Annotated in this window: 26 protein-coding genes; 6 read left to right on the forward strand and 20 right to left on the reverse strand. The window is 57.7% G+C overall.

The window, feature by feature from the left end; all coding sequences use genetic code 11:
- Nucleotides 1–11: 11 nt before the first annotated feature.
- The 8 genes from KGB23_RS02690 to KGB23_RS02725 all read right to left on the reverse strand — a co-directional run bounded on the left by KGB23_RS02690 (nt 12) and on the right by KGB23_RS02725 (nt 7,452).
- Nucleotides 12–770 (reverse strand): TauD/TfdA family dioxygenase, encoded by a 759-nt coding sequence (locus KGB23_RS02690; RefSeq protein ID WP_223429778.1) that lies wholly within the window; start codon nt 768–770, stop codon nt 12–14.
- Nucleotides 771–791: 21 nt separating this feature from the next.
- A complete protein-coding gene (locus KGB23_RS02695; protein ID WP_223429779.1) occupies nt 792–1,664 on the reverse strand; it encodes a branched-chain amino acid aminotransferase in 873 nt (290 codons plus the stop codon).
- Nucleotides 1,665–1,688: 24 nt separating this feature from the next.
- The gene (locus KGB23_RS02700) at nt 1,689–3,029 is read right to left on the reverse strand and encodes a KamA family radical SAM protein (protein ID WP_223429780.1); all 1,341 of its coding nucleotides are present in this window, start codon (nt 3,027–3,029) and stop codon (nt 1,689–1,691) included.
- Between the two features lie 31 nt (nt 3,030–3,060).
- Entirely contained in the window at nt 3,061–3,705 is a 645-nt protein-coding gene (gene yfcF / locus KGB23_RS02705) for a glutathione transferase (protein ID WP_223429781.1), read from the reverse strand.
- Between the two features lie 227 nt (nt 3,706–3,932).
- Nucleotides 3,933–4,400, reverse strand: coding sequence for a cupin domain-containing protein (locus tag KGB23_RS02710; RefSeq protein WP_223429782.1), 468 nt, complete (start codon nt 4,398–4,400; stop codon nt 3,933–3,935).
- 83 nt (nt 4,401–4,483) lie between these two features.
- The gene (locus KGB23_RS02715; RefSeq protein ID WP_223429783.1) at nt 4,484–4,978 is read right to left on the reverse strand and encodes a RidA family protein; all 495 of its coding nucleotides are present in this window, start codon (nt 4,976–4,978) and stop codon (nt 4,484–4,486) included.
- 49 nt (nt 4,979–5,027) lie between these two features.
- Nucleotides 5,028–6,308 carry a biotin carboxylase gene (locus tag KGB23_RS02720; protein WP_223429784.1) on the reverse strand — a complete coding sequence of 427 codons (1,281 nt, stop codon included), beginning with the start codon at nt 6,306–6,308 and terminating at the stop codon, nt 5,028–5,030.
- A 43-nt stretch (nt 6,309–6,351) separates the two neighbouring features.
- Nucleotides 6,352–7,452 (reverse strand): hypothetical protein, encoded by a 1,101-nt coding sequence (locus KGB23_RS02725; protein ID WP_223429785.1) that lies wholly within the window; start codon nt 7,450–7,452, stop codon nt 6,352–6,354.
- A 148-nt stretch (nt 7,453–7,600) separates the two neighbouring features.
- Here KGB23_RS02725 and KGB23_RS02730 point away from each other — a divergent pair, with 148 nt between their 5' ends.
- The gene (locus tag KGB23_RS02730) at nt 7,601–9,019 is read left to right on the forward strand and encodes a PLP-dependent aminotransferase family protein (protein ID WP_223429786.1); all 1,419 of its coding nucleotides are present in this window, start codon (nt 7,601–7,603) and stop codon (nt 9,017–9,019) included.
- 261 nt (nt 9,020–9,280) lie between these two features.
- Here KGB23_RS02730 and cyoE read toward each other — a convergent pair whose 3' ends face one another.
- The 5 genes from cyoE to cyoA are packed head-to-tail and all read right to left on the reverse strand — an operon-like array spanning nt 9,281 to nt 14,124.
- On the reverse strand, nt 9,281–10,168 hold the full coding sequence (cyoE, locus tag KGB23_RS02735) for a heme o synthase (protein ID WP_095132943.1): 888 nt from the start codon (nt 10,166–10,168) through the stop codon (nt 9,281–9,283).
- A gap of 11 nt (nt 10,169–10,179) precedes the next feature.
- Complete coding sequence (gene cyoD / locus KGB23_RS02740; protein ID WP_223429787.1) at nt 10,180–10,515, reverse strand: cytochrome o ubiquinol oxidase subunit IV; 336 nt, start codon at nt 10,513–10,515, stop codon at nt 10,180–10,182.
- Nucleotides 10,516–11,142 (reverse strand): cytochrome o ubiquinol oxidase subunit III, encoded by a 627-nt coding sequence (locus KGB23_RS02745; RefSeq protein WP_008147627.1) that lies wholly within the window; start codon nt 11,140–11,142, stop codon nt 10,516–10,518. It abuts the gene before it with no gap.
- A gap of 3 nt (nt 11,143–11,145) precedes the next feature.
- Nucleotides 11,146–13,176: a cytochrome o ubiquinol oxidase subunit I gene (cyoB, locus tag KGB23_RS02750; RefSeq protein ID WP_223429788.1), complete on the reverse strand. Its 2,031-nt coding sequence runs from the start codon at nt 13,174–13,176 to the stop codon at nt 11,146–11,148.
- A 3-nt stretch (nt 13,177–13,179) separates the two neighbouring features.
- Entirely contained in the window at nt 13,180–14,124 is a 945-nt protein-coding gene (gene cyoA / locus KGB23_RS02755) for a ubiquinol oxidase subunit II (protein ID WP_150658921.1), read from the reverse strand.
- A 27-nt stretch (nt 14,125–14,151) separates the two neighbouring features.
- Here cyoA and KGB23_RS02760 point away from each other — a divergent pair, with 27 nt between their 5' ends.
- Nucleotides 14,152–14,481 (forward strand): hypothetical protein, encoded by a 330-nt coding sequence (locus tag KGB23_RS02760; RefSeq protein WP_223429789.1) that lies wholly within the window; start codon nt 14,152–14,154, stop codon nt 14,479–14,481.
- A 458-nt stretch (nt 14,482–14,939) separates the two neighbouring features.
- Here KGB23_RS02760 and KGB23_RS02765 read toward each other — a convergent pair whose 3' ends face one another.
- Together KGB23_RS02765 and KGB23_RS02770 are read right to left on the reverse strand one after the other, a co-directional pair.
- Nucleotides 14,940–15,449, reverse strand: a complete 510-nt coding sequence (locus KGB23_RS02765) for a disulfide bond formation protein B (protein WP_033061033.1) — start codon at nt 15,447–15,449, stop codon at nt 14,940–14,942.
- A gap of 234 nt (nt 15,450–15,683) precedes the next feature.
- Nucleotides 15,684–16,460 carry an ABC transporter substrate-binding protein gene (locus KGB23_RS02770; RefSeq protein ID WP_223429790.1) on the reverse strand — a complete coding sequence of 259 codons (777 nt, stop codon included), beginning with the start codon at nt 16,458–16,460 and terminating at the stop codon, nt 15,684–15,686.
- Here KGB23_RS02770 and KGB23_RS02775 point away from each other — a divergent pair.
- Nucleotides 16,459–16,638 (forward strand): hypothetical protein, encoded by a 180-nt coding sequence (locus KGB23_RS02775; protein WP_223429791.1) that lies wholly within the window; start codon nt 16,459–16,461, stop codon nt 16,636–16,638. The two genes, KGB23_RS02770 and KGB23_RS02775, sit on opposite strands and share 2 nt — an antisense overlap.
- Before the next feature lie 142 nt (nt 16,639–16,780).
- On the opposite strand, the gene moaE is transcribed toward KGB23_RS02775, so the two are convergent.
- The 5 genes from moaE to KGB23_RS02800 form a co-directional block, all read right to left on the reverse strand.
- Nucleotides 16,781–17,233, reverse strand: coding sequence for a molybdopterin synthase catalytic subunit MoaE (gene moaE, locus KGB23_RS02780; protein WP_223429792.1), 453 nt, complete (start codon nt 17,231–17,233; stop codon nt 16,781–16,783).
- Nucleotides 17,234–17,236: 3 nt separating this feature from the next.
- The gene (gene moaD, locus KGB23_RS02785; protein ID WP_033061027.1) at nt 17,237–17,479 is read right to left on the reverse strand and encodes a molybdopterin converting factor subunit 1; all 243 of its coding nucleotides are present in this window, start codon (nt 17,477–17,479) and stop codon (nt 17,237–17,239) included.
- Nucleotides 17,476–17,949, reverse strand: coding sequence for a cyclic pyranopterin monophosphate synthase MoaC (gene moaC / locus KGB23_RS02790; protein ID WP_033061025.1), 474 nt, complete (start codon nt 17,947–17,949; stop codon nt 17,476–17,478). Before moaC ends, moaD begins: the two co-directional genes overlap by 4 nt.
- Nucleotides 17,950–18,181: 232 nt before the next feature.
- On the reverse strand, nt 18,182–19,576 hold the full coding sequence (locus tag KGB23_RS02795) for a PhoH family protein (RefSeq protein WP_046045946.1): 1,395 nt from the start codon (nt 19,574–19,576) through the stop codon (nt 18,182–18,184).
- 336 nt (nt 19,577–19,912) lie between these two features.
- The gene (locus KGB23_RS02800) at nt 19,913–21,037 is read right to left on the reverse strand and encodes a polysaccharide deacetylase family protein (RefSeq protein ID WP_223429793.1); all 1,125 of its coding nucleotides are present in this window, start codon (nt 21,035–21,037) and stop codon (nt 19,913–19,915) included.
- Between the two features lie 203 nt (nt 21,038–21,240).
- Between KGB23_RS02800 and yaaA the strand changes: the two genes are divergently transcribed.
- The 3 genes from yaaA (at nt 21,241) to alg8 (ending at nt 25,848) form a co-directional block, all read left to right on the forward strand.
- Entirely contained in the window at nt 21,241–22,020 is a 780-nt protein-coding gene (gene yaaA / locus KGB23_RS02805) for a peroxide stress protein YaaA (protein ID WP_223429794.1), read from the forward strand.
- An 808-nt stretch (nt 22,021–22,828) separates the two neighbouring features.
- Nucleotides 22,829–24,145, forward strand: coding sequence for a nucleotide sugar dehydrogenase (locus KGB23_RS02810; protein WP_223429795.1), 1,317 nt, complete (start codon nt 22,829–22,831; stop codon nt 24,143–24,145).
- A gap of 221 nt (nt 24,146–24,366) precedes the next feature.
- Complete coding sequence (gene alg8 / locus KGB23_RS02815) at nt 24,367–25,848, forward strand: mannuronan synthase (protein WP_411741481.1); 1,482 nt, start codon at nt 24,367–24,369, stop codon at nt 25,846–25,848.
- Nucleotides 25,849–25,878 lie beyond the last annotated feature (30 nt).

Here is a 25,878-nt window from a genome sequence, read left to right on the forward strand (position 1 = left end):
CGACGGATGAATCAGGCCAGCCAGTAGCGGGTCAGGTTTCGCGCCGGGTCAGTGTATCGACTGCGGGCGTGGATCATTCGCCAGTTGTCCCAAATCAGCAGGCATCCGTCGGGAATCAACACCGGTGTGTTGTGCTCAACGAAATACGCTTCGCCCAGGACGGCAAACCTGGCCAGTGGCGACGAGCTGTTGGCGACCTGCGAGTGCTGCAGAGCTTCCTTGGAAGGATTCACATCGCCGTAGTGAAACTGGTTGTAGCTGAAGCGGAAAATATCCCCATCTTCTGTAGGCGTCAGGATGTATTCCTTGACCCGGCGTTGCGCTGCTTCACCGGGTTTGGCGGTGGCGACGAACTCCACAGGCGTGTCGTCGATCCATTCACGCAACTCAGGGTCGGTGCGCTCGAGGAACGCCAGCAATTCATAACCGTCCACCAGCCCTGTATGCCCGCCACCGCACGTGGCCTGTTGATGACAATGCAACGCCAGGTAGCGCGGCGGCGGCCCGTAAACCGGCGCTTCGGTGTGCGGGCCGATGCCGTTCATGCTCTGGGAATACGGCAAGTCTTCGTACCCCGGCTTGCGGGTGATGGCGAACGCGGTCTGCCCGTTGAATTGCGGAATGACCGGGCCGAACTCCTGCAGCGTGCCGAGCACGTCGTCGGCGAACTCGTCCGGCGTCAGCACCGTCCAGCCTCGCGCCGACAATTCTTCATGGCGGTGGCCCAGTGAAACGTAAGGTTTAGACGCGACAATCCCTTGATCTGACATGGTGAGATTCCTGGCTGTTTATCAGGCGTTGACGGTTGAGGTGTAGGCGGCAATGAATTCGCGGCAGGCGTTGCCCGGTCGATAGCGATGTTCATCGATGCGCTGCACGGGTGTGATTTCGGCAGCGGTACCGGTGAGAAAACACTCGTCGAAGTCGCCAAGCTCCGTAGGAACAATGGTTCGCTCGACCACCTGGTAATCCAGCGCCTTGGCCAGTTCGATGACGGTCTGACGGGTAATGCCGTTGAGGAAACAATCCGGCACCGGGGTGTGCAACGTCCGACCTTTGACGAAGAACACGTTGGCGCTGGTGGCTTCGGCAACGTTGCCGCGCCAGTCGAGCATCAAGGCGTCGTGGTAACCGTTGTTTTCAGCATCGTGCTTGCTCAGCGTGGCGATCTGATAATGCCCGGATGCCTTGGCTTCAAACGGACTGCAGCTTGGTGGCGGACGACGCCACTCGGCGGTTTTCAAACGAATGCCGGCCATGTGCCCGGCCGGGTCGAAATAGCTCGGCCATTGCCAGCAGGCGATCGCCATATGGACGCTGTTGAAGCGGGCCGAGGTGGAAATCATTTCACTGCCGCGCCAGGCCACTGGCCGCAGATAACCGTCGACCACATTGTTGCGTTGCAGCAGTTCATGGCTGGCCGCTTCCAGTTCGGCAAGCTCATAGGGAATGACGAAATCCATCAACTGAGCCGAGCGATACAAACGCTCGCTGTGTTCGCGCAGTTTGAAGATCTTGCCGTTGTAGACACGCTCTCCCTCATACACCGTGCTCGCGTAGTGCAGACCATGGGTCAGCACATGCAGCCGCGCCTGGGACCACTCGACGAACTCGCCGTCGAGCCAGATGAAACCTTCTCGCTGATCAAACGAAATACCGCTCATTTCCATATCTCCTGATGAATCGTCCTACGCCGTTTCGAGCAGAACCGGTATCAATTCGGGCGCTGCCACAGGCTCGGGCTGAAAGAAGAACAAGCGCTCACCGAACGCCGGCCGCAACTCATCGAACCAGGTCGCTTGCGGATCGAATCGCGCATAGAACGTGCGCAACACCCATTGCGGATCGCGAGCCTGGAGGAACTGCAGCACGAAGACTTTTTCCCCGGCCACGGTTTCGATGCCGTTGATCAACACCTTGCCGTAGAAGGTGCTCATGGACGGACCACGAACCGTGCGCGCCAATCCGGAAACCGTGCGATACGCCGCCTGAAAGATCTCGAATGCCCGGGCCAGCGGCATCGCGAAGTAATGGCTGGGGCCGGTATCGCGCTCGACAAACATGTAATAAGGCACTGCGCCGAGCCGCACGCCTTCGGTCCAGAGCGCCGCCCAATCAGCGGGGTTCTCGTTGATGTGCCGAATCACCGGTGCCTGCATGCGCAACGTCGCGCCGCTGGAGCGAATGCGTTCGATGGCTTGGCGGGCGATGTCCTGACGGATCTCCACCGGGTGGTTGTAGTGACCCATGATCGAGAGGTTTTTCCCCGCCGCAACGATCCGCTTAAACAGCTCCAGCAGTTCGGGCGCATCCTTGTCGCTGACAAACCGTTGCGGCCAATACGCCACGGATTTGGTGCCGATGCGGATGCTTTTCAGGTGAGGCAACTCCAGCAACGGCTCGATGTACCCCGCCAGCGAACGGGTGTTCATGATCATCGGGTCGCCCCCGGTGATCAGCACGTCGGTGACTTCGGTGTGCACCCGCAGGTAACTCACCAACTCCTGGGATTCGCGCGCATTGAACTTGAGTTCTTCTTCACCGATGAACTGCGCCCAGCGGAAACAGAACGTGCAGTAGGCGTGACAAGTCTGACCGGCACCGGGGAAAAACAGCACGGTTTCGCGGTACTTGTGCTGAATGCCCGGCAGGACTTTTCCGTCGAGAGTCGCGCCGTTGTGGGTCAGTTGTCCGGCCGGATGCGGGTTCATCCGCAACCAGATCGCCTCGATCCGCCGCTTGATGGCGACACTGTCATCCCGTTCGATCAGTTGCTTGAGCGACGCGTACTCGTCCGGCAGCAGCATGTCCTTGTGGGGAAAGGTCATGCGGAAAATCGGATCGTCCGGGATGTTGTTCCAGTCGATCAACGTGCCCAGTACGTATTCATTGGTGCGAAACGGCATGACCCGGGCCACGACGGTCATGGCTTCCTGCAACGCTGGCGTCAGTTTCTGCCAGTACGGCGTGTCTCGAATGGTGCGTGAGTTATAGGGCTTGTAGCGTTCCTGCTCCGACATTCCCTGCATGGCAGCGCTCCTGGTGATTGTCTGGCAGTTCTTACTGGATGGCCGGCGCTTTGCGCTCTATGTCCATCCATGCCCGAACACTGTCGCGATCCCACTGACGGCGGACATACGCGGCAAGTCGGGAGGGAACCTGATCACCATTGGCGACCAGTCGGTTGAGCATGATTGCCAGGTCGGTGTCGGCAATGCTCCAGTCACCGAACAGATGCTCGGCGCCCCCCTCCAGCAATCGATCGGCGACAAAAAACAACCGGTCGACAGCGGCCAGGGCATCGTCGGACAGCGGAGTATCTTTTTTGCCGAAATAAATAAGATCCGCCGGACGTTCTTTGCGAATGACCAACAAATCACTGCGCAACCAGGCCTGGAGTTGACGGGCGCGTGCGCGCTGCTTGATGTCCAGCGGCAATAGTCTGTTATGCCCCGGCGCTACTTCTTCCAGGTATTCGGCAATGGCCGAAGATTCCGACAATGCGAAACCCTGGTGAATGAGCGTGGGGATCTTGCAGGTGAGAGACAGATCACGATAACTCGCTTGATAGTTATCCCGCGCCTTTAAATCCAGCGTGACCAGTTCAAACGAAAGTTGCTTTTCCTTGAGCGCCACAAAAGCCGACATCGCAAAAGCACTGACAAAATCTGCGCCGACATATAGTTTAAGCTTTGTACTTTCCATAGAACGCTCCCTTGCATTAACCACATTAATCCGTTGCCTTGGAAGTGATCGTAGTTAGTTGATCAAGCGCTGAACAGATACAGAAATTATCTGTTTCCATCGATACAGAAAGTTCAAAAACGCAGATCGTCGGGAGGATTTTGCAGGAGTCACAGAAAAGAAAAAGGGAGTCAGCGAACGCTGACTCCCTGGTGTGCAACGAAGGGAACATGACGGTTGGACAGTGATCAGGCCTGGCGATCGCCCAGATTGGAGAGCGATGCCATTTGCGGCATGTTGCTCATGTTCAGCATCGCCAGCGGCTCATCGTCGCTGGTGTTGACGAAGCCGTGCCGGGTCCATGCCGGCACCAGCAGCACATCGCCCATGCTGACGCTCACTTCATCGGCATCGCCCAAGGTCAACGCGCCGCGGCCGGACTGAATGATAAACAGATGCCACCACGAATGAGCATGCCCGTTCAACACCGCACCCGGTTTCAACCATTGCATGGACACCGCCATCCCTGGCGTCAACTTGCAACCTTCGATGCTGTTGTCGTGGGCCAGCGCGACAATATCGACTTCGCTGGCCTCGAGGCTCTGACGCATGTCTGTCAGTTCACCCTTCTTCCACACCTGTGCACTGACCGACGGCTGATGCAAACTCTGGCGAAAGTCCTTATATGAAAAAAACGCACCTTGAACGTTATTCATCGCGAGTTCCAACTTATGTTGTCGACTTTAATGACCGAACCTTAGGCCAACCATTCAGTGGTGTAAAGCCGAACAACTAACACTTATAACGCTGACGGTTTCAGCGCTGCAATTATGTCGACTTCTATCGCGGCATTTTTCGGCAATTGATAAACACCCACGGTCGTTCGAGTATGTTTACCGGCGTCTCCCAACACATGACTGAATACATCCGACGCGCCGTTGGCCACTTCGCTGAGATCAACAAAGTCTGCCGTGGATTTCACATAAACCGTTATCCGTATCAACGACTTTATTTTATCCAGCGAACCAATGGCATCAACGATCAGCGCCAGCCCGCGCATCGCGCTGATGCTGGCTGCCGTTTGAGCATCCGCCATGTTCAATTCCAGGCCGACTCTGCCGGGGTACTGGATTTTGCCGTTCATGCGCGGCACCAGACCACTTATGTACAACTCGTCATGATGCCGAACCAGCGGGGCATAATGCCCGCCCGCGGTGTTCTCGCCGTAGATGTCATAGCCGAGCTCTTTTGCCAGGTCGATGAAACGCTCATCACAGCTCTTTTGCTCAATCATTTACCAAACCCTCTGAATCAATAATGCAAAAAAACGCAGGTCCCACGGCTCAGCCACAGGCCCTCGTCGCCGGGGCCAGGCAGGTGACCTCGACGCGTGACTCGATCGCTTCTGCCAGCCGCAACAGGTTGTCGCTGAGTTGTCCGTAGTCCTTGCCGAACAACACGACGTGGCCGATGAATGAGGTGTTGTCTTTCACCAATGCCGTGACCGAATCACCGACGCGCTTGGCATACACCGCTTCCACCAGTTCGATGTTCAGTTTCCGGGCCAGCGATTCGATGTCTGGGGTGGCGCGCAAAAGACCGTCAGCCGGCGCTCTGAGCAGACGGATGCCGCAATAACCCCGGGCGACGGGATCGCGGTGTTCGGTCTTGCCTTCCACCGCCCATCTGACCCAGCTTTCCCACGGATCGAAATCCACGAACGCCAGACGGGCCAGGTCCCAGATATGCATGCCGCCGGGGCGCATGTTGGTTTCCACGGCCGAGGTCAGGCCGTCGGCGCGCAGGAAAACTTCGTTGTGGTAAGCGCCGTTATCCAGCGAGACCAACGCCGACATGTGCCGACCCGCTGCCGACAATCGAGCCTGCACGTCGGCCGCCAACGGCGCGGGCACCACCTGCTGGATTTCCGCGCGATAGGCGCCTTCAGTGGTGGTTTTTTCGGTCACCCAGGTGCTGCCGGCCACGTAATCCCAGCTGTATTCCCGGGCGTTCTGGATTAGCTCTTCGAGGACGATGCCGCCTTCGCGATACGGCTTGAGTGCCTGCCAGGCCTCGTCGCATTCGGACGGATGATGGATGACCCGACAACCTCTGCTCGCCCCTTCACAAGCCGGTTTGATAAAGGCTTTGCCGCCCAGTTCGATGACCCTCTGGCGCAGTTCGGGCAAGCTCTCGATGCGTGCGGAAAACACCGGACGGTAATCCTGCGGTGAAGTGCTGGCAGCCGCTTCCAGTTTGCGAAAGATCTGCTTGTCCAGCCCCGCCCGCGCCTCGCCCGGGATGATGCCGGGCAGGCCGAAATGCGAAGCCAGCGCGGCGCCGAGCAACACGCCACGGTCGGAGAAAGGCAGAACGCCGATCAGCTTCCATCGATCGGCGTTCAGGCAGCCCACCACCAGTTCAAGGGAGGCCGCTACCGCTTCGGGCGCCAGTGAAGTGCTGCAGACGTGATCCGCCACTTGCTCGTCATCGGGCTGAATCTGATCGACCAGCAGGATGAGCCGGGCGTCATAGAGCGTCTTGCAGAGCTCGCGCAGTTTCTGAATGTCGTGAACCCGATTGCCGTTGTACCCAACCACGACTACGCATGATGTCGTATTCATGAAACCTCCGACCTGTGAAAGTGAATAGCGCAACCGCGATGAGTCAGTCGTGCAACGACGCATTGGATTTACGGTTGAGGTAGTACCAGGCCAGGATCCCGCACGCGCCAATGGCAGCCAGCACCAGCGCGTTGTACGGCGGCGGCACGACCCGCATGATCAGCACCGTCAGCCCGGCGCCGACACCGAGGGACACTTCCTTGACGAACATGTTGTTTTGTTTGACGGAGAAGTAATCGAGGTAGCTGAACGCACATTCGGCGAGGGACAGCAGCGCCACCCAGATCAGCGCGCCGACGAGGGTTTCGACGTGAAAAGCGGCGGGAGACGAAAGCACCGCAAAACCGCCGACGATGATCCCGATCACCGCGACCACCTTGAAACGCCCGGTGCGCTCGATCAGTTTCATCATCGGCACCTGAGCGAACACCACCACCGCGCTGTTGAGGATCAGCATCAGGCCATACCAGGCGGGTAGTTCACCGGTTTCAAGCAGGATGGCTTGCGGCAGGATCGAGAACACGCCAAACAGCTTGATCCCCATGATGATGCCGACGATCACCCACGGCAGCTTGTTGCGCCAGCCGCTGCCGTCCTGGGTCACCGGGTGGGCAACGACCGGTTGAGTGGTGAACGTTGCGCCCATGGCGATGGGCAAGCAGAGCAGCACGAAAGCGGCGGCGCCAAGGAAAAACATGGTTGGGGTCAAGAGTGGCGAGAGCAGGATCAGACCCGCCAACAGGCTGCCCATGTTCATCGCCACCCGGTTGTAGGCCGCGCCCTCTTTGGTTTGGGCCGCTTCGCTCTTGATCAGGTAACCCGCGATGGCGATGCCGTAGGCAAACAACGCGGCGGCGAACATCACCATGCCCTGGTTGCTGGTGACCGCGAGCAAGACCAATCCGAGGGCGGCGCACAGCAACGTGACGCTCAGCGAACGCCGGCCCAGCACCAACAAGGTCAACGGCAACAGCAACAGCAAGGCCCGATAACCGAGGGCGAGGATGCTGTTGGTGGCGGTGTCGAGCCAGACGTTGGCCTTGCCCAACACGGCAAACAGCGACACGGCCGTGATGATTCGGATTGTGAACAGGCGAATGTTAATCACCGGTTTGGCGATGGCGACCGTTGTTTCTACACTCATGCAACACCTCTGGAACCAAGCGACTGCCAAGGCCACAAGCGCCGACAATCAGGAAAGTCTGTAAGGTATGGTAGAGAGAGACGCTTGTTTTCATCAGAGCAAGTTCGTATAGAATTCAACGAACTTTACTGCCGGAGAGACCAGTAAAATGCAGGTTCAGCGTGCAGTGATCGCCGCCATCGAGTTCCAGCAGGGTGTACCGCTGGTTCAGCAGATCGTCGATCAGTTATCGGAGGCAATCAGCCACGGAGGCTTGCCTCACGGCTCACGGCTGCCGCCGATTCGCGAACTCTCCGAGTTGATGAACGTGGGCAAATCCACGGTGGTGGATGCTCTGGACCGCTTGCGGGCCAAGGGTTTGGTGGTTTCACGCCAGGGCTCGGGGCATTACGTGCACCGTTCCAGCACCACGATCAAGACCGATGCCGGCCCGGACCTGCAACCTCAAGACACGCTCAGCGTGGTCCGCCGCGCGGTGCTGCTGGACAATGGCGCGCTGCGCCCTGGGGCCGGTTTCCTGCCGTCTTCGTGGCTGCCGGCTGACGAGTTACTGAAAGCCGTGCGCGGCACCCTGCGCGCAACTTCCCTGCGCATGGGTGAATACGGCGTCGCCAGCGGTTACCTGCCGCTGCGCGAGGCGTTGCGGGTCAAGCTGTCGGCCTTGGGCATCGAAGTGCCGGTGGACCAGATCATCACCACGGCCAACACCGTGCAGGCCATCGACATGCTGATGCGCCTGCTGGTCAAACCTGGCGACACGGTGCTGCTCGACGATCCGTGTTACTTCACCATGCACACCAATCTGGCCTTGCATGGTGCCAAGGTCATCACCATCCCCCGCGGGAGTGACGGCATGGACCTTGAGGTCTTCGAGCAACTGCTGATTGCCCATCGTCCCGTGCTCTACATGACCAACAGCACCCTGCACAACCCGACCGGGCATTCGTTCTCCCCGGCGCAGGTTTATCGCTTGCTGGAGTTGAGCCACCGCTATGGTTTCCACATCGTCGAAGACGACTTGTATTGCGACTTGCAGCAACGAAGCACTCCGCGTCTGGCAGCGGGCGGACTGGACAACGTCAGTTACGTGTCCGGTTTCTCCAAGACCCTGACGGCTAACAGCCGCGTCAGCTACGCGGTGCTTTCACCGCAACTGGCTGCGCGGCTGGTGACGCTCAAAATGGCCGCCGGGGGCATGACCTCGGAACTGGCGGAGCAGATTATCTGCACAATGCTCAGTGATGGCAGCTATGCCAAACATACCCGGCGCACGGTGGATCGGCTTTACGAGTCGAGCAGTCGGGTGACGAGTTGGCTGGAGGAGGCAGGTTGCTCGGTGTCTTCGCTGCCGGGGGAAGGGTTGTTTATCTGGACGCGATTGCCCGAAGGGCTGGATGCCGAAACGCTGGCAAGGAAAGGCCTGGAAATCGACCTTGTACTGGCGCCCGGCACCCTGCTCAGCAAAGCGCCGGACGCTAGCCACTTCCTGCGTTTCAACGTGGCGCATAGCGATAGCAGCCAGGTGCGGGAACGGTTTTTCCGGTTGCTCGACACACCAAGTCAATAACTGACTGCCACTAACCTTGTGGGAGCGGGCTTGCTCGCGAAGAGGCCGTATCAGCCAGCATTGATGGCGCCTGACACACCGCCTTCGCGAGCAGGCTCGCTCCCACAGGGGTTCAGCGTCGAACTCAAAATTAGCGGTGCCACCGATCCAATGTGGGAGCGAGCCTGCTCGCGATAGGGGCGACGTGGTCTACCAAAAGAAACCCAACAAAAAACCCCGCGCTTCTCTCGAAGGCGGGGCTTTTTGTGCAGCCTCTGAATCTTAAGGCGCGTACGTCAGCAACAGCTCACTCGGCACTTTAAAGTCCAGCGACATCATCACGCTCAACGCGGTAATGGTGAAGATCGAGAACACGAACAGCTTGCGTGCCCAGACCGTGTCATCCACTGCCTTGTAACCGGTCCAGGCCATGTACAACCAGTACATGCCCATGGCCGCGGCGACGGCGAGGTAGCTCATGCCGGCGTAGCCGCTGAAGGTCAGCATCAAGGTCGCCACGAGGAACGCCAGGATGTAGAGCAGGATGTGCTTCTTCGCCACTTGAATCCCGCGCTTCACTGGCAACACCGGAATCGATGCGGCCAGGTAATCGTTGAAGCGGAAGATCGCGATGGCGTAGGAATGCGGCATCTGCCACAGGCTGAACATCACCAGCAACGTCAGTGCGGCCATGTCGAAGCTGTTTGTCACAGCGACGTAGCCAATCACCGGCGGCATGGCGCCCGACAGACTGCCCACCAGCGTGCCGTGAACCGACTTGCGCTTGAGGTACAGGCTGTAGAAACCGACGTAGATGACAAAGCCGATCACCGCGAACAACGCGGCCAACGGGTTGGCCACTTTGTACAACAGTGCAACGCCGAAAACACCCAGGACGGTCGCAAACGCCAGGGCCAGTTTCAGGGAGATCAAGCCCTGGACCAGCGCCCGGTTTTTGGTGCGTTCCATCTTCAGGTCGATGTCGCGGTCGATGCAGTTATTGAACACGCAACCGGAAGCCACCACCAGCGACGTGCCGATCATGGCGGCCAGGAAAATGGCCAGATCGACATGCCCTTTCGAGGCCAGGAAAAATCCGCCCGCCACAGAAAGCACGTTACCGAAAATGATCCCCGGTTTGGTGATTTGGATAAAGTGCTTAAAGGACATCCGGACTTTCCTCAGTGCGCCATCATGTTGGAGTGGATGCTGAACATGATCCACAGCGACAGGCCTACCAACAGGACGATGACCAGTGCAGCGAAGACAAACGCGATCACGTTGTTACGCTGGGCAGCGGAGCGGTCCAGGTGGAGGAAGTACACCAGGTGCACGAGCACCTGGATCACTGCGAAGGCCAGTACGATCCACAGGGTCAGGGCTTTCGGCAGCGATGGGTACATCACCAGGCCGAAAGGAATGACCGTCAGGATTACCGACAGAATGAAGCCGATCGCGTAGGACTTGACGCTGCCGTGGCCGGCGTCGTGGTTGTCATGGGCGTGTGCGTTAGCCATTTACATAGTCCCCATCAGATAAACAACGGTGAATACGCAGATCCACACCACGTCCAGGAAGTGCCAGAACAGGCTCAGGCAGCTCAGACGGGTCTTGTTGGTCGCCGTCAGGCCGTTTTTCTGCACCTGATACATCATGATCGCCATCCAGATCAGACCGCTGGTCACGTGCAGACCGTGGGTGCCAACCAGGGTGAAGAACCCGGACAGGAAGCCACTGCGGCTAGGACCGAAGCCTTCGGAGATCAGCATGTGGAACTCGTTGATCTCCATGCCGATGAAGCCGGCACCGAACAGGAAGGTCATGCCCAGCCAGCCCAGGACCTGGTTCTTCTTGCCCTTGAACAACGCCAGCATGGCGAAGCCGTAGGTGATCGAACTGAACAGCAGCAGAGCGGTTTCGCCCAGTACGTATGGCAGTTCGAAGATGTCGTGGCCCGACGGGCCACCCGCTACGTTGTTAACCAGTACCGCGTACGCTGCGAAGATCGACGCAAACAGAATGCAGTCGGTCATCAGGTAGAGCCAGAAACCGAATACGGTCATCTCGCCCGAGTCGTGGTGATGGTCGTCGTGCCCATGGTCCGTGCCATGGGCGTGTCCAGCAGTGGTCACTAAGTTCGACATGGTTTAAGCCTGTTCCAACGAGGTTTCAACACGGGTGGCGGTGGCTGGAACTTTCCCGGCCGCTACCAGACGCTTGTGCTGCTCGGCTTCGATGCGCTCGATCACGTCGACCGGCACCATATAGCCCTGATCATCGCGGGCAGCATGGATCACGAAGTAGCCCACGGTGCCAACCAGGCCAACGATGGCCAACCACCAGATGTGCCAGATCATCGCGAAACCGAACACGGTCAACAGAGCACCCATGACCACACCGGTCGCGGTGTTGTTTGGCATGTGGATCGGTTCGTACTTGGCCGGAGCCTTGTACGCGGTACCGTTTTCCTTGGCTTCAGTGAACGGATCGATGGTGTCCGCTTTTGGCAGCACGGCAAAGTTGTAGAACGGTGGTGGCGACGAGGTCGACCATTCCAGCGTGTGGGCATTCCACGGGTCACCGTGTTCGCACATGTTTTCCGGCTTGTTGCGATCACGCACGCTGACATACAGCTGGATCAGCTGGCAGGCGATACCGACCGCGATCATCACCGCACCGAACATGGCGACGTACAGGTACGGCACCCACTCAGGGTTGGTGGTGGCATTCAGACGACGGGTCATGCCCATGAAGCCCAGTGCATAGAGCGGCATGAACGCGACGAAGAAGCCCGAGATCCAGAACCAGAACGCTGCCTTGCCCCAACCTTCGTGCAGCTTGAAGCCGAACGCTTTAGGGAAGTAGAAGCCGAAGCCAGCGATGTAGCCGAATACCGCGCCGCCGATGATCACGTTGTGGAAGTGAGCGATCACGAACAGGCTGTTGTGCAGGACGAAGTCCGCACCCGGGATGGCCAGCAGTACGCCGGTCATGCCGCCGATAGCAAAGGTCACCATGAAGCCCAGGGTCCACAGAACCTGGCTGGTGAAACGCAGACGACCTTGGTAAATGGTGAACAGCCAGTTGAATAGCTTCACACCCGTCGGGATCGAAATCAGCATCGTCGCCAGACCGAAGAAGGCGTTGACGCTGGCACCCGAACCCATGGTGAAGAAGTGGTGCAGCCAGACCATGAAGCCCAGGATCGAGATCGCGCCCGATGCGTAGACCATCGAGTGGTGGCCGAACAGACGCTTGCCGGTGAAGGTCGAGATGACTTCGGAGAAGATCCCGAACGCCGGCAGAATCAGGATGTAAACCTCGGGGTGACCCCAGGCCCAGAACAGGTTGACGTACATCATCGGATTGCCACCAAGTTCATTGGTGAAAATGTGGAAATCCATGTAACGGTCAAGCGTCAGCAGTGCCAGGGTAGCGGTCAGGATCGGGAACGAGGCCACGATCAGAACGTTGGCCCAGGTGCAGGTCCAGGTGAAGATCGGCATGTCCATCAGCTTCATGCCCGGGGTACGCATTTTCAGCACGGTGGCCAGGAAGTTGACCCCCGTCAGCGTCGTACCCAACCCGGATAGCTGTAGCGCCCAGATGTAGTAATCCATCCCCACGCCCGGGCTGTATTGCAGGCCCGACAGCGGCGGATAGGCAACCCAACCGGTCTTGGCGAATTCGCCGACGCCCAGGGACAGGTTGATCAGCACCACACCAGACACCAGCAGCCAGAAGCTCAAGGAGTTCAGGAACGGGAAGGCAACGTCACGCGCGCCGATCTGCAGCGGCACTGCAAGGTTCATCAGGCCGGTGAAGAATGGCATCGCCATGAAGATGATCATGATCACACCGTGAGCGGTGAAGATCTGGTCATAGTGTTCAGGCGGCAGGTAGCCAGGCGAACCCTCGGTGGCCATGGCCAACTGGGTACGCATCATGATGGCGTCGGCAAAACCGCGCAGCAGCATGACCATGGCAACGATGATGTACATCACGCCGATTTTCTTGTGGTCGACCGAGGTCAGCCACTCGGACCACAGGTAGGTCCACTTCTTGAAATAGGTGATTGCAGCGAACAGCGCCAGACCACCGAGCGCGATCATGGCGATGGTTATCATCACGATCGGTTCGTGGAACGGGACCGCTTCCCAACTTAATTTACCAAACATCGTTTACTCCTCTGCCCCGGCAGCTGAATGCGAACTCATGTCCATCCCTTCCATGGCGGCCATTTCGTGTTCTTTCTTCTCGTGGTGCATCGGCTTGCCCGGATTCATACCTTCGTACTTGTCGACGATGATCTGGAACAGGTTCGGCGTGACCGAGGAGTAGAGCTCGACTGGGTTGTTCTGGCTTTGCTTGGAAAGGGCTTCGTATTCAGCTTTTTCAAGCTGTTTAGGTGCCTTTTTGACTTCGCTTACCCAGGCGTCGAAATCTTCCTGAGAGGTGGCGATAGCTTTGAATTTCATGCCGGTGAAACCAGCGCCGCTGTAGTTGGCGGAGATACCGTCCATTTCAGCGTTCTGGTTGGCGATCAGGTGCAGTTTGGTCTGCATGCCGGCCATCGCGTAGATCTGGCCGCCCAGCGCCGGGATGAAGAACGAGTTCATCACGGAGTCCGAAGTCACCTTGAAGTTGATCGGCGTGTGCGCCGGGAACACGATCTTGTTGACGGTGGCGATGCCTTGCTCTGGATAGATGAACATCCATTTCCAGTCCAGCGCGACCACTTCAATGGTGATCGGCTTGACGTCGGATTCCAGCGGCTTGTAAGGATCCAAGGCGTGGGTCGACTTGTAGGTGACATAACCCAGGGCAATGATGATCAGCACTGGAACAGCCCACACCGCGATTTCAATTTTGGTGGAGTGCGACCATTTCGGCGTGTAGACGGCGTCGGTGTTGGACGCGCGGTATTTCCAGGCGAACAGGAAGGTCATGACGATGACCGGAACCACGACCAACAGCATCAGCAGCGTTGCGGTGATGATCAGGTTTCGCTCGTCCAGGCCAACCTGGCCCTTGGGATCGAGCAAGGTCATGTTGCAGCCTGACAGCAACAACGTGCCGATCAGCGGCAATAAGCCTAGTAGTCTGGGGTACCTGTTTTTACTCATCTCACGACCTCTAAAGCAGCTTGCGCAATGCAGTTGGGTTTTGATCGCCAACACTTCACCCTGCCAAGGGTTGGCATTTTTCTTGGATTGAATAAGTGGCTGCCCGTCGCGCGTCAGACGCTGTTCGACAAATCCTGGGCCAGCGTTGAGTTCTTATTCGAATTCGTGGTCAAAGGCCTTGTTACAGACCAATTCCATTTGGTGCGGATAGTTGGAGGCACCGACACCTGGGAGTCGCATGAAGCCAACCGGCCTCTCGACGCCCTATTCCTGCTCAGGGATGAGCAGTGCCGGGAATTCAGTGCGGGCGATTGTAGATATGTAACGTTTTATAAACCATGTCTCATCCCGAAATAATTTTTATCCATTCCAGCAACAATCATTCACGGTATTTGCAAAAGTGCGCCATGGTATCGAAATTAATTCTCAACAAAAACACCAAAAATTGTAGGTCTACCTCAGGCAGTTCAGACAGTATCGAAGGCTCTGCGCCCTCCTTCGACCCAGCCAAAGCCCCCATGTGCCAAGGGTTTCGGCAATTCGCCAAGGCCTGTTAAAACTGCCTGTTCCGGATTTTTGGGGTTGAAGTTGCCGGACGCTAAAGCAGGCCAATTTTGTTGCGTAGTCATGTACCAATTCGGCGCCCTGAAATGCCTTGCGACACTCACGCTGTGACAACATGTCGCACACGTGCCGCACCCATACTTGTCGCGCATCAAGGTCATTTAACCTGCGCCCTGAAATGCAAAACGCCCCGGTTCCCTCAACGAGGGCCGGGGCGTTTTTTTGTGTGCCAGCGATTGCGGCGGATGACTTCAGCGCAGGGCTTTGCGGTTACGCGAAGTGAGCAGCGGCACCAGCACCACGATCAGCACAAAGGCCAGCAGCGCCCACTGTGCAAGCGACAGACCGAGGATCGGCGGGTATGGCGTGGAGCAGAAGCCGTCGACCTGGAAGCCCAGCGGGAAGATCTTCGCCAGTGGCAAACCGTCGACAATCGGTTGCAGAACGTCGATGCCGCAACTGACCGCCGGATAGAACTGGGTATAGACGTGATGCCCGGCCACGCCGACGCCCGCCAAGGCGCAGATCACCACCAGGGTTTCAAATACCGTGATGCTGCGACGGGTGCGCATGGCCGCGCCGATGAACGCGAAGAGCGCGATCAGCAGCAACGCATAACGCTGCAGGATGCACAGCGGGCATGGCGCCTCGCCCAGAACAATTTGCATGTACAGCGCGCCACCGATCAGCGCCAGGCAGATGATGCCCAGCAACACCAAATAGCGCCGTTCACGGCCTAACCGCATCGTTTCCTCGCTCATTGCGTTTCCCTTCTGAATATCGATTGCCCAGAAGTCTACACGCTGGCCCTGACCTTTGAGAGTCCGGCGCGCGCAGCTGGGTATCGGGGAATAGACGACGAGCCGGTTAAGAAGGGATTAAATTCGGGCTATTACCAGAGATTTGCATGATCCCACGACCGCATCGCCAGCAGGCTGGCTCCCACAGTTGAATGCATTCCAAAGTGGGAGCCAGCCTGCTGGCGATGCCGTTGATCAATCGCCGTAGATATCAGACTTGAAGTACTTCTCTGAAATCTTCTGGTATTCGCCGTTGGCGCGAATACCGTCGATGGCGGTGTTCAGCTCGGAGACCAACTCGGTGTTGCCCTTGCGCACCGCAATCCCGGCGCCCTCGCCCACGTATTTCGGATCCTTGAGCTCCGGTCCGACAAAGGCATAACCCTTGCCACGCGGCATCGTCAGGAAGTCATTCAGCGGGATGGTATCGGCAAAAATGGCATCGAGGCGACCGGCAGCCAGATCCATGTAGATCTCTTCGTTGTTGCCGTAACGCTTGACGTTGATACCCTTCGGCTCGAAAACCTCAGTGGCGTAACGGTCGGTGGTGGTTGCGCGCTGCACGCCAACCGTCTTGCCCTTGAGGCTGGCGTACTGATCATCCACGACCGCGCCGTCCTTCATCACCAGACGCGATGAGGTGAAGTAGTACTTGTGGGTGAAATCCACCGACTTCTTGCGGTCTTCGTTGATGGTCATGGACGACAGCGCCATGTCGATTTTCTTCACTTTAAGCGAAGGAATCAGACCGTCGAACTCACCTTCGACCCAAACGCACTTGACCTTCATCTGCGCGCACAGGGCATTGCCGATATCGTAGTCGAACCCGACAATCTCACCTTTATCGGTTTTGGACGCAAACGGCGGATAAGCCGCTTCGATACCGATGCGCAGGGTTTTATCGGCGGCGAACAGGCTGCTGCACGCCAACAGGCTCAGGGCCAGACCGGTGATGAGGGGGAATTTCTTCATGTTCGTTCTCTCGCGGGTTGTTGTTGGTTTGGCAAGACAGAAGAAAGAGCAGAAACGGGGGAAGGCCTTTTTTGTACTTGTAATTCCATACTGGACTTTTATGTATTGGTCGTCAATCGGGGTTCTTGAAGATGTGGCCGCCGATGGTCGGGGGGTCAATCAGTGGGAAATGGGGTGATGCGGATGGCCTCTTCGCGAGCAAGCCCGCTCCCACATTAGATCTCCTTCAAACACCAATTTTGTGTTCGACTCAGAACCAATGTGGGAGCGGGCTTGCTCGCGAAGGCGCCAGAACAGTCAACCGAGTAACAGCAGACTGTTTACCGCTTCCAGCGATCCGCCGCCGCATGATCGCTGTCGCGCCCTTCAACCCAACGCGACCCGTCAGGGGTGTTTTCTTTCTTCCAGAACGGTGCGCGGGTTTTCAGGTAGTCCATGACAAAGGCGCAGGCGTCGAACGCCGCCTGGCGGTGGGCGCTGGCGGCACCGACGAAGACGATCGGCTCCCCCGGCTCCAGGGCACCGATGCGATGCAGCACTTCAAGCTTGAGCAGAGGCCAGCGCTGCTCGGCCTCTGCGGCGATCTTGGCGAGGGCTTTTTCGGTCATGCCCGGGTAGTGCTCAAGGAACATCCCGGCGACGTCGAGTCCGTCATTGAAGTCGCGAACATAGCCGACAAAACTCACCACCGCACCGACGCCCACATTGGCGGCATGCATGGCATTGACTTCAGCACCCGGATCGAACGCCGTGGATTGCACGCGAATCGCCATGGCTCAGCCTCCGGTCACGGTCGGAAAAAAGGCCACTTCATCGCCATCGCTCACCGGCTCATCGAGCTGGCACAGGTCTTCGTTGCGAGCGCACATCAAGTTTTGCTCGCTCAACACTTCGGCACCGTCTCGCTGGGCCAACAGTGCACGCACATCGTCGACGGTGGCGAAGCTGCCTTCAACCTTCACCGAATCAACGCCGAGCGCTTCACGGTAACGGGCAAAAAACTTTACGGTGACGTTCATGGCTGGTCCGCCTGAAAATGGCCGCTCTTGCCGCCGAGTTTCTCCAGCAGCCGCACGCTTTCAATGGTCATGCCGCGATCCACGGCTTTGCACATGTCGTAGATAGTCAGCGCGGCGACGCTGGCGGCGGTCAGGGCTTCCATCTCCACGCCGGTTTGTCCGGACAACTTGCAACGCGCGACGATGCGCACGGTGTCGTCGCCTTCGGCACTGAGCTCGACCTTGACGCCGGTGAGCAGCAGCGGATGGCACAGAGGGATCAGATCGCTGGTTTTCTTCGCGGCCTGAATACCGGCGATACGCGCCACGGCGAACACATCACCCTTGGGGTGACCGCCGCTGACGATCATCTGCAGGGTTTCGGGCAGCATGCGCACGAGGGCTTGGGCCGTTGCTTCACGGAACGTCACGGCTTTTTCAGTGACGTCGACCATATTGGCGCGACCTTGGGAATCGAGATGAGTCAGCACAGGGATACTCCTGATCAGGAGCCCCGATTGTAAACCTGTGGGTCAAAATTCCGCACGTTTGATTATCCGATCACCACAATCCCCTGTGGGAGCGGGCTTGCTCGCGAATGCGGTGTGTCAGTCGCATCGATGTCGGATGTGCCGCCGTCTTCGCGAGCAAGCCCGCTCCCACAGGGTTATTTGTTGGGATAAGAAACCGGGCAGTTCTGAGGCCGCCCGGTTTTGGTGAGGGTTACAAATGCGATTCGGCGTATTCGGCCAGAATCGAACGTGGCACCCCTTGCAGGGTGATGTGCACACCGTTGGGGAAATCCTTGAAGCGCTCTGTCAGGTACGTCAGCCCGGAACTGGTCGCGGACAGGTAAGGGGTGTCGATCTGTGCCAGGTTACCCAGGCACACCACTTTGGAACCGGCGCCGGCACGGGTGATGATGGTTTTCATCTGGTGCGGCGTGAGGTTCTGGCATTCATCGATCAGGATCAGACTCTGCTGGAAGCTGCGGCCTCGAATGTAGTTGAGGGATTTGAACTGCAACGGCACTTTGCTGAGGATGTAATCGACGCTGCCATGGGTGTTTTCGTCATCCATGTGCAAGGCTTCGAGGTTGTCGGTGATGGCGCCCAGCCAAGGCTCCATCTTTTCCGCTTCGGTGCCGGGCAGGAAACCGATCTCCTGATCCAGGCCCTGCACGCTACGGGTCGCGATGATCCGGCGATAGCGTTTGCTGACCATGGTCTGCTCGATCGCCGCCGCCAGTGCGAGGATGGTTTTACCGGAACCTGCTGCCCCGGTCAGGTTGACCAGGTGGATATCCGGATCGAGCAAGGCGTACAGCGCCAGGCTTTGATAGATGTCACGCGGTTTCAGGCCCCAGGCTTCCTGGTGCAACAGGGGTTCCTGATGCAGGTCGAGAATCAGCAGTTTGTCTTCCTCGATCTCCTTGATCCAGCCGACAAAGCCCTGTTCATCGATGATGAACTCGTTGACGTGCACCGCCGGCAGGTTGTCGATCAGCTGAACCTGGTGCCAGGTGCGGCCATGGTCCTGACGGGTGTCGACATTCCTCACACGGTCCCAGAAGGAGCCGGTCATGTTGTGATAACCGTTGGGCAGCAGCGACACGTCGTCAACCAGTTGGTCGGTGCTGTAGTCCTCGGCCGCAATCCCGCAAGCCCGGGCCTTGAGGCGCATGTTGATGTCTTTGGTGACCAGCACCACGGGCAGCTTTGGTTCGCGTGCGTGCAGGTCGATCAACTGGTTGATGATGATGTTGTCGTTCAGGTGCTCGGGCAGAATGATGTTCGGTTCGGCACGTTTGCTCATCAGAATTGACAGCAAACCCTTGGGACCACTTTTGCCACGCTGGATCGGTACGCCGAGCTCGACGTCTTCAGGACTGGCATCGCCCAGAGTCTTGTCGATCAGGCGAATCGCCTGACGGCATTCTGCAGCCACGCTGTGATGCCCGCTCTTGAGCTTGTCGAGTTCCTCAAGCACGGTCATCGGGATGGCGACGTGGTGTTCTTCGAAGTTAAGCAGGGCGTTTGGATCGTGAATCAATACGTTGGTATCGAGTACATAAAGGATTGGCTGGTTGGAGGAAGAACTACGTCCGTGATCATCCATACTCGGTCACCTTTGTGGGAGCCAGTCGACGCAATACCGTTACAGTGCTGCGCCTCGAAGTGGCCACCGAATTCACCTGCGAGGATTCAAGTGAACTGCACACAAATGGGGGTCTTGGAAGACGCCACCTGTCTGCAGGTTTCGGCGGTCTGTCTTCGTAATACTCCAAAACCTGTGACAGAAAAAAGTACTTTGACGTTTTTTTGAAGTTTATTTTTCAGAGTGACCAATAGCACTAGGCGGATTGCCATCACCCCGTTAAAGTCGGAAGTCCGCCTGCATCGAATTTTCGCCCAAAACCACCCCTCCCCCAATGTTTACGGCCTTTCGTCGTTTTCAGCGAAACGCGTCCTGACAGTCTTCCCAGCCGATTCCGCTTTGCGCCGTTTGCGTGATGAGCCAGGGCATCGCCGTTTTCAGCGCATCCTGCTTCACGTTGAAGTTGATCACCCCGTGTCGCCACAACAACATCAGGCTCAACACCCGTTGCGCGCTCTGATTGGCTTTTAGCTTGCCCGCACCGTCCTGGGCATCGATATCCCACAGCGCCACCTGCAAGCCCTGGGATCTGAAAAATCCTTCAGCGTCAGACCGACGTTGGCCATCGGGCGGCCGAAACAATGGCACGTAGTTCTCGGGCAGTTTGCTTTTGACCAGTTCGACGCTGCGTCGTACCGAGTCCTGCCAGTCCTGCCAATGGCTGTGTGAGCGAAATTCCCAGCCTTGCACGCCAATGCACTGCTTCGAGTACGTCGCTTGCAGGCTGGCTACCGAACGATCGGCCAGACGGGCCTGGATGTCCTTGCCGAGGACGAAGAACGTGCCACTCATGTTCGACTTGCGCAGGTATTCCGTGGCCCAGGCGGTGTTATCCGGCGCGGTATTGGCGGCACTGTCGAACGTCAGCAAAAACAGCCGGTCATGCATCTGATCGCCATTGCGCTCATAGTCGCCAAAACGATCGATTTCGCTGCTGGTTTGCGGAAACAGCGCTGCCTTGCGCAATTGCTCGTCCAGGTACTGGGCGTGGAACAGTCGGCTCGGCTCGGCCCACTTTATGTAGTAGCTCTCATTGCTGACCTGAAACTTGGCGGCTTGCTGGCGCAGGGTGTCCATGTCCTCGACCAGGAAACAGAAGGAGGCATCCTGATCGCAGCTCTGTTGGGCGTAGTTGTAGTTGGTCAGCAGTCGCTGCCACATGCGCTGGCGCAGGTTGTTGATCGATTCCAGATTGACCGTGCGCAACCCCAGGCGCTGGGCCAGGCTCTCTTCATCCAGGGATTCGCTGGCCAACAGGACGCGAGCGAACATGAGGATTTCGGCCCGTGACGCCACATCGAACAGGGTCGGGCTGTTGAGCTGTTCAGGCCAGGTGCTGCGATCAAGCGTCGCCACATCGCCCGGCGCCGCCATGGCGCCAAAGCTCAACAGCAAGGCCGAGAATAGAAAAACGATACGCAATGGGATGTCTCCATAACAAAACCCGCGCGGCACTATATCGCGGGAAGATCAAAAGATCGCAGCCTCGCTTCGCTCGACAGCTCCTACAGATGTACGCGCTGCGATCTTGTTCCATGACACCACCGATCACCTATGACACCCATAGCTGGAGTCAACCAGGACAACCCCCTAGAATCGCCCCCACGATTAAAGGAGACGACTTCATGCTGATGGTGATTTCCCCCGCCAAGACCCTCGATTACGAAACACCGCCGGCGACCCAACGCTTCACTCAGCCACAATACCTCGACCATTCCCAGGAGCTGATCCTGCAATTGCGCGAGCTGGCCCCTGCACAAATCAGCGAGCTGATGCACGTCTCCGACAAGATCGGCGGGCTCAACGCCGCGCGTTTCGGCAGTTGGACCCCCGCATTCACTCCGGAAAACGCCAAGCAGGCACTGCTCGCCTTCAAGGGTGACGTCTACACCGGGTTGAATGCTCAAACCTTCAGCGAAGCCGATTTCGATTACGCCCAGCAGCACTTGCGCATGTTGTCCGGCCTGTACGGCCTGCTGCGCCCGCTGGACCTGATGCAGCCGTATCGACTGGAGATGGGCACCAAACTGGCGAATGCCCGTGGCAAGGATTTGTATGCCTTCTGGGGCACACGGATCAGCGAATGGTTGAACGAAGCCCTGGCCGATCAAGGCGATGACGTGCTGCTGAACCTGGCCTCCAACGAGTACTTCTCGGCGGTCAAACGCAGCGCCCTGAACGCGCGCATCATCAATACCGACTTCAAGGATCTGAAGAACGGCCAGTACAAGATCATCAGCTTCTACGCGAAAAAGGCGCGCGGCATGATGAGTCGCTTCGTCATTGAAGAGCGCATCAACGACCCGCAAGCCCTCAAGCAGTTCGACGTACAAGGTTATCGCTACAGCGCCGAGCAGTCTAAACCGGACAATCTGGTGTTCCTGCGCGATCACGCACCTGAGTAAACACCCGGTTGGCGCACGCCTCATTAAGGGGTCGTGCGCCACGTCCAATCGTCCAACAATTCCCCGCCCCACTCGTCACTTTACTGACGTCAAAAATCAATCACTCGATTTTCTAACTTTAGTTTCACTCGACTTTGCTGATTTTTTTCAGTAGTGGCACTGAATTTTTTTATCGGTAGTGGCAAATAACTATCTAACCCGACAATCCCCCTATGTATCAAGGGTGAGACAGGCGTTGCTATCAATATGAAAGCAGTGCCATCTTTTTCAATATTTCAAGAAATTTCAGAATTCGCGATGGGCGGACCGGAACTATGTCCAAATGCGTCGCTCATACCACCGGTAACCATTCTCTCTGAGCTTGTACGAGATAACTTACGCAGAGAAGAGATTCACGTAGCAGAGTTGTCACATTAACTTCTGCTGACTGATCCCTGATTTGGGCAACACATGAAGGACAGGAGATTAAGCATCATAAATATCCCCTACAAGGCCAAGGCTGCGCCCCTATAAACGTGCTCACCTGAGCACCCAACCGCTTGATTTACGGGCTTCTGGCCTGGCATTGAGCGCGCAAGACCTTTGCACGAATGTCTTCTGATTAGAAGATCTGCTGCATAACAGGGCACGCCATAACAATAAAAGCCTAGTTGCGCACATCTTGAGTGCACTTATTTAGACACTCGGAACTTATATGCCTGCACGCGGCATTGTGACGCCTTTAAGGCGCACTTCCGAGTGCACTACGACCGCTGAACACCATTAACTCCGGCCATGTAATGGCTTGATAAACACAGAGGTAATTGCGATGCGCATCAGCATATTTGGTTTGGGTTACGTCGGCGCAGTATGTGCCGGTTGCCTGTCTGCACGGGGCCATGACGTCGTTGGCGTCGATGTTGCCAAAGACAAAATCGATATGATCAACGCCGGCAAATCGCCGATCGTTGAACCGGGTCTGGGCGAGCTTCTGCAGAAGGGTATCGAGACGGGCAAATTGCGCGGCACGACCAACTTCGCCGAGGCGATTCGCGACACCGACCTGTCGATGATCTGCGTCGGCACGCCGAGCAAGAAGAACGGCGACCTGGAACTGAACTACATCGAAGCCGTGTGCCGCGAGATCGGTTTTGTCCTGCGTGACAAGACCACCCGTCACACCATCGTGGTTCGCAGCACCGTACTGCCAGGCACTGTGGCAAACGTAGTGATCCCGATCCTCGAAGACTGCTCCGGCAAGAAAGCCGGTGTCGACTTCGGTGTTGCAGTGAACCCTGAGTTCCTGCGTGAAAGCACCGCGATCGCCGACTACGACCTGCCGCCAATGACCGTTATCGGCGAGTTCGACAAGGCGTCGGGCGACGTTCTGCAATCGCTGTACGAAGAACTCGACGCTCCGATCATCCGCAAGGACATCGCAGTGGCCGAGATGATCAAGTACACCTGCAACGTGTGGCACGCCACCAAGGTGACCTTCGCCAACGAGATCGGCAACATCGCCAAGGCTGTCGGCGTCGATGGCCGCGAAGTGATGGAAGTGGTCTGCCAGGACAAGACGCTGAACCTGTCCCAGTACTACATGCGCCCTGGCTTCGCGTTCGGCGGTTCCTGCCTGCCGAAGGACGTTCGCGCCCTGACCTACCGCGCCGGTTCCCTGGACGTGCAAGCACCGCTGCTCAACTCGCTGATGCGCAGTAACGAGTCCCAGGTGCAGAACGCCTTCGACATCGTCACCAGCCACGGCAAACGCAAAGTCGCCCTGCTGGGTCTGAGCTTCAAGGCCGGTACTGACGACCTGCGCGAAAGCCCGCTGGTGGATCTGGCAGAAATGCTGATCGGCAAGGGCTACGACCTGAGCATCTACGACACCAACGTCGAATACGCCCGTGTCCACGGTGCGAACAAGGATTACATCGAGTCGAAGATCCCTCACGTCTCGTCCTTGCTCAACGCCAATTTCGACGAAGTGATCAACAACTCCGACGTGATCATCCTCGGCAACCGTGACGAGAAATTCCGCGCCCTGGCGCAGAACGCTCCACACGGCAAGCAAGTGATCGACCTGGTCGGCTTCATGTCCCAGGCCACCAGCGTTAGCGGTCGCACCGAAGGCATCTGCTGGTAATGCGGTCGTAGGAGCTGCGTAGGAGCTGTCGAGTGAAACGAGGCTGCGATCTTTCCAGATCCACTTGAGTTTCAAGCGAAAGATCAAAAGATCGCAGGCTTCGCCAGCTCCTACAGGATTTCTGGCGTCATCCAGAACGGATGTCGCCAGTTTTCGTAAGCCTGCCTTAACCCCATCGGGCCACCCCACAGGCTCGCCCGAGATAGAGACGGATGCAGATTATGCACAGGCTAAAGCACGGCCTACTTCAGGTCGCCGGTTGGCTGTTTTACCTAAGTTTATTGATGGGCATCGCCATGGCGTTGCCTGCGTCCACGTTCGACTCCGAGTCGAAGGACTTCATCTTCCTGATCGGGATCGTCGGTATCTGGCGCTACTCGATGGGTGCCACGCACTTTTTGCGCGGCATGCTGTTTCTGTACGTGGTCTACCCGCACCTGCGGCGCAAAGTGCGCAAGCTGGGTAAAGCGGCAGACCCGTCCCATGTATTTCTGATGGTCACCAGTTTTCGTATCGACGCGCTGACCACCGCCCAGGTCTACGCCTCGGTGATTCGCGAAGCGATCGACTGCGGCCTGCCGACCACCATGGTCTGCTCCATCGTGGAAATGTCCGATGAGAAGCTGGTGAAAAGCCTTTGGGCCAAAATGAATCCACCGGCTCGCGTCAAGCTCGACTTCGTGCGCATTCCCGGCACCGGCAAGCGTGATGGCCTGGCTTACGGTTTCCGCGCCATCTCCCGCCACCTGCCGGACGACCGCGCCGTGGTTGCAGTGATCGATGGCGACACCGTGCTCGCCGAAGGCGTCGTGCTCAAGACCGTGCCGTGGTTCCAGCTGTTCGGCAATGTCGGCGGCCTGACCACCAACGAGTTCTGCGAAGTGCGCGGCGGCTACATCATGAGCGAGTGGCACAAACTGCGCTTCGCCCAGCGCCACATCAACATGTGCTCGATGGCCCTGTCCAAGCGCGTGCTGACCATGACCGGGCGGATGTCGGTATTCCGCGCCACTGTGGTGACCAACCCGGACTTCATCGCCGACGTGGAAAGCGACTCGCTGCAACACTGGCGCCTGGGTCGCTTCAAGTTCCTCACCGGTGATGACAAGTCGAGCTGGTTCAGCTTGATGCGCCTGGGCTACGACACGTTTTATGTGCCGGACGCCGCCATTCACACCGTGGAACACCCGCCGGAAAAAAGCTTCATCAAGGCCAGTCGCAAACTGATGTTCCGCTGGTACGGCAACAACCTGCGGCAGAACTCCCGCGCCTTGGGCCTGGGGATGAAACGTCTCGGCCTGTTCACTTCGGTGGTGCTGTTCGACCAGCGTGTGTCGATGTGGACGTCGCTGCTGGGCCTGACCGTCGCGCTCATCGCCACCGTCAAATACGGCGCAGCGTTCATCCTGGTTTACCTGCTGTGGATCGGCATTACCCGCCTGATCCTGACCGTGCTGCTGTCTTTGTCCGGTCACACGATCGGCCCGGCCTACCCGGCGATTCTCTATTACAACCAGATCGTCGGCGCGCTGGTGAAGATCTACGTGTTCTTCCGCCTCGACCGACAGTCCTGGAGTCGCCAGCCCACTTCCCTGACCCGTGATCTCGCCAGCTTTCAAGGTTGGTTCAACACTTGGTCGTCTCGGACCATGACCTTCTCCGCCGGCAGCATTTTTGTTGCTGTGCTGCTGATGATGGTCTGACCGAACTCGCCTGAATTAACTAGGAAAACG

The organism is Pseudomonas sp. GL-B-26 (assembly GCF_019947405.1).
Classification (GTDB): Bacteria; Pseudomonadota; Gammaproteobacteria; order Pseudomonadales; family Pseudomonadaceae; genus Aquipseudomonas.